This window comes from Actinosynnema sp. NPDC059797 (genome assembly GCF_042732085.1).
Classification (GTDB): Bacteria; Actinomycetota; Actinomycetes; order Mycobacteriales; family Pseudonocardiaceae; genus Actinosynnema.
In genome coordinates, this window is the sequence record NZ_JBHWIE010000259.1 from 1,241 (window position 1) to 7,840 (window position 6,600).

The window sequence follows — 6,600 nt, forward strand, 5'->3', positions numbered from 1 at the left end:
GCGCCCACGCGGTGCCGAAGCCGACCGAGTGGTGGACGCCCGCGCCCGCCGGGGACCACACGAACCGGCTGCCGTCGGCCGCCGCGGCGACCGTGCCGCCGCCGGTGACCCCGGCCGGTTCGGAGCCCGCGAACCAGTTCGCGCCCCCGTCGGTCGAGAACGCCACGTTCGGCTGGTCGTCGACGTTGCCGGAGCGGACCACCACCGAGGGGTTGCCCTCGGCGTAGTCCAGGCTGGTGGTCGTGGTGAAGTTCGGCTGGGTGAACATCATCGGCGGCACGCGCGTCAGGTCGGTGTGCCGGAACCCGCCGATGTCGCCCAGGCCGCTGATCAGCGGCGCGTCCCCGGTGGGCGGGCTGATCAGGTCGAGCACCGCGGTCTCCTCCAGGCCCGCCGCGGTCGGCTTGATCGTGATCTGCTCGTTCGCGTCCCACTTGCGCAGGTCGGTGGTGCCGTAGACGGTCGCGCCGGTGCCGTAGAGCATCCGGTCGGAGTCGAACGGGTCGATCTCCAGCGACTCCACCATCCAGCCGAGCTTCGGCGTGACCTCGGGCGGCTGCGGGTTCGCGCCCCAGCTCAGCCACGGCGAGGCGCCGATGTCCATCCTGTAGCGGAAGCTCCGGTTGGGGTAGTCGGTGAAGTCCCAGGCCCGGGTCCACGTGGCGCCGCCGTCGGTGCTGCGGAAGATGATGACGTCGGGCCACCACGAGATCTGGGTGGCGACCATCAGCGTGTCCGGGTCCTGCCGGTCGACGGTCAGGCCGCTGTAGCCGAAGTGGGCGTCGGGGCTGGTCGAGGGGACGGGGCTGATGCGCGTCCACTCCCCCGTGGCGGTGTCGTGCTTCCACACGTCGCCCTTGCCGCCGTCGTACGGGCCGCCGGTGTCGCTGGTGGCCAGGTAGAGGAAGCCGCCCTCGGCGTCCAGCACGCCCTTGTGGGCGATGTAGCCGGTGGGCTGGCCCTCCAGCCGGGTCCACGTCGCGCCCGCGTCGGTGCTGCGGTAGACGGTGTTCTCCTTGTCGGCCACGCCCGCGTAAACGGTCTTCGCGGGGCTGCCGGGCGAGGACGACCGCGGGTCGAAGGTGACCCACACGACGCCCTGGATGTCGTTGGCGTAGCCGTTGGGGTCGTCCGGGTCGGCGACGTAGTTCCCCGGGTTGGGGAAGCTCGTGACCTGCGACCACGTGGCGCCGCGGTCGGTGCTGCGCCACAGGCCCTTGCCGCTGGGCGCGCCGAGGTACAGCACGCGGCCGTCGTTCGGGTCGACGGCGAGCCGCTCGCCCATGCCCCGGCCGGGCATGTTGCCGCCGACCTTGAACGGCAGCTCGGTGACCAGCCAGTTGCGCCCCCGGTCGGACGAGCGCAGGATCGCGCCGTTGTTCGGGTCCCAGCTGTTGGTGTACATGCCGACGGCGGCGTAGACCCGCTCGGGGTCGGCGGGGTCGGGCGCGATGCTCGCCACGCCGTTGTAGCCCCACCGGTCCCAGTCGACCCAGTCGAGCAGCGGGGTCCAGCGGCCGGCGGCCTGGTCCCACCGGTAGGCGCCGCCGATGTCGGTGCGGGCGTAGATCAGGTCCTTCTCGGCCGGGCTGAACACGATGCCGGGCACGAAGCCGCCGCCCTGGATCTCCGCGTTGCGCCAGCGGTGCTTCTGGACGACCTCCGCCACGGACGAGGCGTCCACCTGCGGCGCCCGCGAGCCGGGGTTGGTCGCGCTGGTGACGGCGACCAGGGCGAACGCGGCGAGGACCGCGGAGATCAGCGCCAGCAGCCTCCTCACGAGTCCGCTTCCCTCGTCCGTGGGCCTGCGGACCGGGTACCGGGCCGGGGTGGCTCTGGCTGCCATCGTGCCTGCGCTCCTTTGCGCGGGGGGTGGGAGGAGGCGGGGGCGAGAGGGAACCGCCTCCTCCCAGGCCTGCGGGGCGCTCCGCGCTTCTGGGAGCGCTCCCAGATCTGTGTAGAGGGACGTTAGCCAGGCGAATCGGTCCTCAGCAAGAGCCCCGACTACGCCATCCGAGTGATGTTCCGTGAACGGCGGCGTTCAGCCGAACGCCCGACCGACCGAAGAGGACTCCCGGAACGGAACGGACGAAGCGCCGGGCCCGCGAACGCCCGCGAACGGCCGTGGAACGCGCGAACCGCCCTGGGAACCCGCGACCCGGGCGCAGCACCCGCGAACCGGCCCGGGAACGCGCGAACCGGCCGGCGGACGTGCCGCCGACCGGTTCGCGGAGGTCGTGCTCAGGCGCTGACGCGGGTGACCATCGAGGTCGGCAGGAGCAGGAACGGCGGGAGGTTCTCCTCCCCCGCCAGCTCCGCCATCAACCGCCACGTCATGGTGCGGCCCAACTGCTCCACGTCCTGGCGGATCGTGGTCAGCGGCGGCACCGCGGTGGAGGCGATCATCAGGTCGTCGAAGCCGACCACGGCCACGTCGTCGGGCACCTTCTTGCCGTGCGCGTGCAGGGTCTGGAGGGCGCCCAGGGCCATGATGTCGGCGCCGACGAACACCGCGTCCAGCGCCGGTTCCCGCCGGAGCAGGTCGGCCATGGCCGCCGCGCCGCTCTCCGGGGTGAAGTCCGCCGCGTAGGCGACCAGGTCGGCGTCCATCCGGGCCTGGCTGATGCCGCGCTTCCAGCCCGAGAGCCGGTCCATGCCCACCGCCATGTCCCGGGGGCCGGCGATGGTGGCGATGCGCTTGCGACCCAGCGAGACCAGGTAGCGCGCCGCCTCCATGGCCCCGTTGAAGTTGTCGGAGTCCACATAGGGCACTCCGCCCGCGCCGAGGGGCCTGCCGCCGACGACGGTCGGCAGGCCCGCGTCGGCGAGCGTGCGGGGCAGCGGGTCCTGGCCGTGCAGGCTGATCACCAGCACGCCGTCCACGTGGCCGCCGCAGAGGTAGTTCACCAGGTCCTGCTCGTCGCCCTCCTTGCTCATCATGAGGACGAGCTGGACCCGCTTGCCCGCCAGCTCGGCGTTCACGCCGCGCAGCACACCGGCGAAGAACGGGTCCGCCAGCACGCGGCTGCCCTGCTCGGAGACGACCAGGGCGATGCAGTTCGCCCTGCTGCCGGCGAGCGTCCGGGCGGCCTGGTTGGGGCTGTAACCGAGCTGCGTGATGGCCTGGTGGACGGCCTCGCGCGCCTTCGAGCTCACGTACGGCTCGCCGTTGATCACCCGCGACACGGTCGACTTGGACACCCCGGCGGCACGAGCGACCTCCTCCAGCCGGGTGTTCGGTCGTCGTGCCCTGGGTGGTTCAACGGCATCGGTCACGGAGCGACCGTCGCCGCGAGAGCGTTGCCACGAGCAACCTGCGAGTACCACATGGCGCTCATCTTAGGGGTCCGGACCTGGGTCTCGTAGTCGACATGCACGATCCCGAACCGCTTGGCGTAACCCTCGGCCCACTCGAAGTTGTCCATGAGCGACCACGCGAAGTAGCCGCGCAGGTCGACACCCTCCCGAATGGCCGCGTGGGCCGCCCGGAGGTGGGAGTCGATGTAGTCGCGGCGCTCCACGTCGTTGATCGAGCCGTCCTCGTCGACCGAGTCCCGGTAGGCGGCGCCGTTCTCGGTCACGTACAGCGGGATGCTCGGGTAGTCGTCGTGCACCCGCTTGAGCACCTTGTACAGGCCGTTCGGCTCGACCTCCCAGTCCATGTCGGTCCGGGGCAGGCCCCGGCTGGGGAAGGTGACGTGCTCGGCGCCCACCCAGGGTGACCCGGTCGGGCGACGCCCGTTGGTCTGGACCGGCGCCTCGGACTCCGGCGCGGGCGTGCCGCTGACGAAGTGCTCGGCGTAGTAGTTGACGCCCAGCTGGTCCAACGGCGCGGAGATGATCTCCAGGTCGTTCTCGCGGATGTGCTTGGAGAAGCCGTAGGGCTCCAGGTCCGCGACGATGTCGGCCGGGTACTCGCCCTTGAACAGCGGGTCCAGGAAGATCCGGTTCTGGAGGCCGTCCAGCCTGCGGGCGGCGTCCAGGTCGGCCGGGTCGTCCGGGTCCGCCGGGATGATCGGGTACATGTTCAGCGTGATCCCGATCTTGGCGGCCGGCGCCTGCTCCCGGATGGCCGCGGTGGCCAGGCCGTGCGCGAGCAGCAGGTGGTGCACGGCGGCCACGGCGGCCTCCGGCTCCTGGCGGCCCGGCGCGTGGACGCCGGCGGCGTAGCTGAGCAGCGACGAGCACCACGGCTCGTTCAGGGTGGTCCAGTTGACCACCCGGTCGCCCAGCGCGCCGACGACCGACTCGGCGTACTCCGCGAAGCGGTACGCCGTGTCGCGGTTGGCCCAGCCGCCCTGGTCCTCCAGGGTCTGCGGGAGGTCCCAGTGGTAGAGCGTCAGCCACGGGGTGATGTTGTTCTCCAGCAGCTTGTCGACCAGCCGGGAGTAGAAGTCCAGGCCCGCCTGGTTGACCGGACCCGCGTCGGGGCGGATGCGCGGCCACGCGGTGGAGAACCGGTACGCGTGCAGCCCGAGGTCGACCATCAACTGGACGTCCTCGTCGACGCGGTAGTAGTGGTCCGCGGCGGGGTCGCCCGTGTCACCGCCCACCACCGCACCCGGCGTCTTGCAGAACGTGTCCCAGATGGACGCGGTGCGACCGTCCGCGGTGGTCGCGCCCTCGATCTGGAACGCCGCTGTCGCGGCGCCCCACACGAATCCCTCGGGAAAGGAAATCGACTCCACAGCTACCCCTTCACAGCACCCTGCATGATCCCGGCGACGATCTGCCGACCGAGTACGAGGAAGACGATCAAGATCGGGACCGTGGCCATCGTGGTCCCGGCGAGCACGAGCGTGTTGTCGACGTAGTAGCCGCTCTGGAGCTTCTCCAGGGCGACCTGCATGGTCGGGTCGGACGGGTCGAGCACGATCAACGGCCAGAGGAAGTCGTTCCACGACGTCATGAACGTGAAGATGCCCAGCATGGCCGCCGCCGGGCGCACCGCGGGCAGGCACACGTGCCAGAACGTGCGGATCATGCTGCACCCGTCCATGCGGGCGGCCTCGATCAGCTCGTCCGGCACGGCGTCGGCGATGTACTGGCGCATCCAGAACACGCCGAAGGCGGTCACCAGGTTGGGGACGATGACCGCGCCGAGCGTGCCGGACCAGCCGAGCTCCGACATCGTCATGAAGAGCGGGATGATGCCGAGCTGGGTCGGCACCGCGAGGGTGGCGACGACGAAGACCATCAGCGGGCCGCGCCCCTTGAAGCGCAGCTTCGCGAACGCGAATCCGGCCAAAGTGGACAAGATGACCACCGACAGGGTCACCGTGCCGGAGACGATGACGCTGTTGCCCAGCGCCCTCCAGAACGGGATCGTGTCGAGCACGCGGCCGGCGTTGACGAAGAAGTTGCCGCCCGGGATCAGCGGCGGGTCGCCCTTGATGTCCGCGTCGTTGTGGCTGGCCACCACGAAGGACCAGTAGAACGGGAACGCCGAGCCGAGGATGAAGGCGATCAGGATGCCGTAGACGGTGAAGCCTGGGCGGCGCTCGGACAGCGTGCCCTTGCCCCCCGACTTGCCGCCGCCGCGCCCCGGCGGCCGCTCGGCGACGGTCGGACGCCCCTGGATGACGGCCATCATGCTCCTCCGGAGGATGCGAGTCGCCTGGTGATCAGGAAGTTGATGCCGGCGATCGCGATGATGACCAGGAACAGGACCCAGGCGATCGCCGAGGCGTAGCCGAGGTCGAAACCCTCGAAGCCGGACTGGTACATGTAGAGCACGACGGTCTGGTACTGGTTCTGCGAACCGCCGTTGTTGCTGCCCGAGGGCGCGAACAGCTTCGGCTCGGTGAAGATCTGGAGGCCGCCGATGGTCGAGGTGACCACCACGAAGATCAGCGTCGGGCGCAGCAGCGGCAGCGTGATGCTGAAGAACTGGCGCACCTTGCTCGCGCCGTCCACCCAGGCCGCCTCGTAGACGTCGCGCGGGATGGCCTGCATCGCGGCCAGCACGATCAGCGCGTTGTAACCGGTCCAGCGCCAGTTGACCATGGTGGCGATGGCGACGTGGCTCCACCAGCGCTCGGCCTGCCAGTCGATCCGGTCGATCCCGAAGAACTCCAGGATGTTGTTGATCATGCCGTACTGGGGGCCGAACAGGTTCGCGAAGATGATCGTCAGGGCGACGAGGCTGGCCACGTAGGGCAGCAGCACGCCCATGCGCCAGGCGGTGCGCCCGCGCAGCGCGGTGTTGAGCAGGGCGGCCAGCAGCACCGCCACGACCACCTGGGGACCGCTGGAGAGCACGAAGATGCTCAGCGTGTTGACCATCGCGTTCCAGAACTGCGAATCGGCCAACAGCGTGGTGTAGTTCTCCAGCCCGATGAACGGCTGCTCGTCGGCGCCCATCTCCCAGTCGAACAGCGAGATGTAGGCGGTGTACAGCAGCGGGAACAGGCCCACGATGCCGAACACGACGAAGAACGGGGCGATGTAGAGGTACGGCGAGACCTTGACGTCGAGTTTGGTCAGCCGGTGCCGCCAGCTCAGCTTGGCGGGCGAGATGTCATCGTTGTCTTCGCGCCGCGGCGGGGGGGTGTCGGGCCCCCACCCCCACCTGGACATAAAAAAAGAAGAACAAAAAAT

5 protein-coding genes are annotated in these 6,600 nt (G+C 70.0%); all 5 read right to left on the reverse strand.

What is annotated here, in order from left to right; all coding sequences use genetic code 11:
- On the reverse strand, window positions 1–1,780 hold a 1,780-nt coding region (locus tag ACFV4N_RS33335; protein WP_499676632.1), incomplete at its 3' end, for a WD40/YVTN/BNR-like repeat-containing protein.
- Window positions 1,781–2,241: 461 nt separating this feature from the next.
- A complete protein-coding gene (locus ACFV4N_RS33340; RefSeq protein ID WP_499676633.1) occupies window positions 2,242–3,276 on the reverse strand; it encodes a LacI family DNA-binding transcriptional regulator in 1,035 nt (344 codons plus the stop codon).
- Window positions 3,273–4,688: a GH1 family beta-glucosidase gene (locus tag ACFV4N_RS33345; protein WP_499676634.1), complete on the reverse strand. Its 1,416-nt coding sequence runs from the start codon at window positions 4,686–4,688 to the stop codon at window positions 3,273–3,275. The genes ACFV4N_RS33340 and ACFV4N_RS33345 overlap by 4 nt, the downstream gene beginning before the upstream one ends.
- 2 nt (window positions 4,689–4,690) lie before the next feature.
- A complete protein-coding gene (locus ACFV4N_RS33350; RefSeq protein ID WP_499676635.1) occupies window positions 4,691–5,590 on the reverse strand; it encodes a carbohydrate ABC transporter permease in 900 nt (299 codons plus the stop codon).
- Complete coding sequence (locus tag ACFV4N_RS33355; RefSeq protein WP_499676636.1) at window positions 5,590–6,579, reverse strand: carbohydrate ABC transporter permease; 990 nt, start codon at window positions 6,577–6,579, stop codon at window positions 5,590–5,592. The genes ACFV4N_RS33350 and ACFV4N_RS33355 overlap by 1 nt, the downstream gene beginning before the upstream one ends.
- Window positions 6,580–6,600 lie beyond the last annotated feature (21 nt).

Bases quoted from the DNA above. Each gene is read 5' to 3' on its own strand.
- ACFV4N_RS33350 (WP_499676635.1), bottom strand. From the start codon at position 5,590: ATGGCCGTCATCCAGGGGCGTCCGACCGTCGCCGAGCGGCCGCCGGGG.
- ACFV4N_RS33355 (WP_499676636.1), bottom strand. From the start codon at position 6,579: ATGTCCAGGTGGGGGTGGGGGCCCGACACCCCCCCGCCGCGGCGCGAA.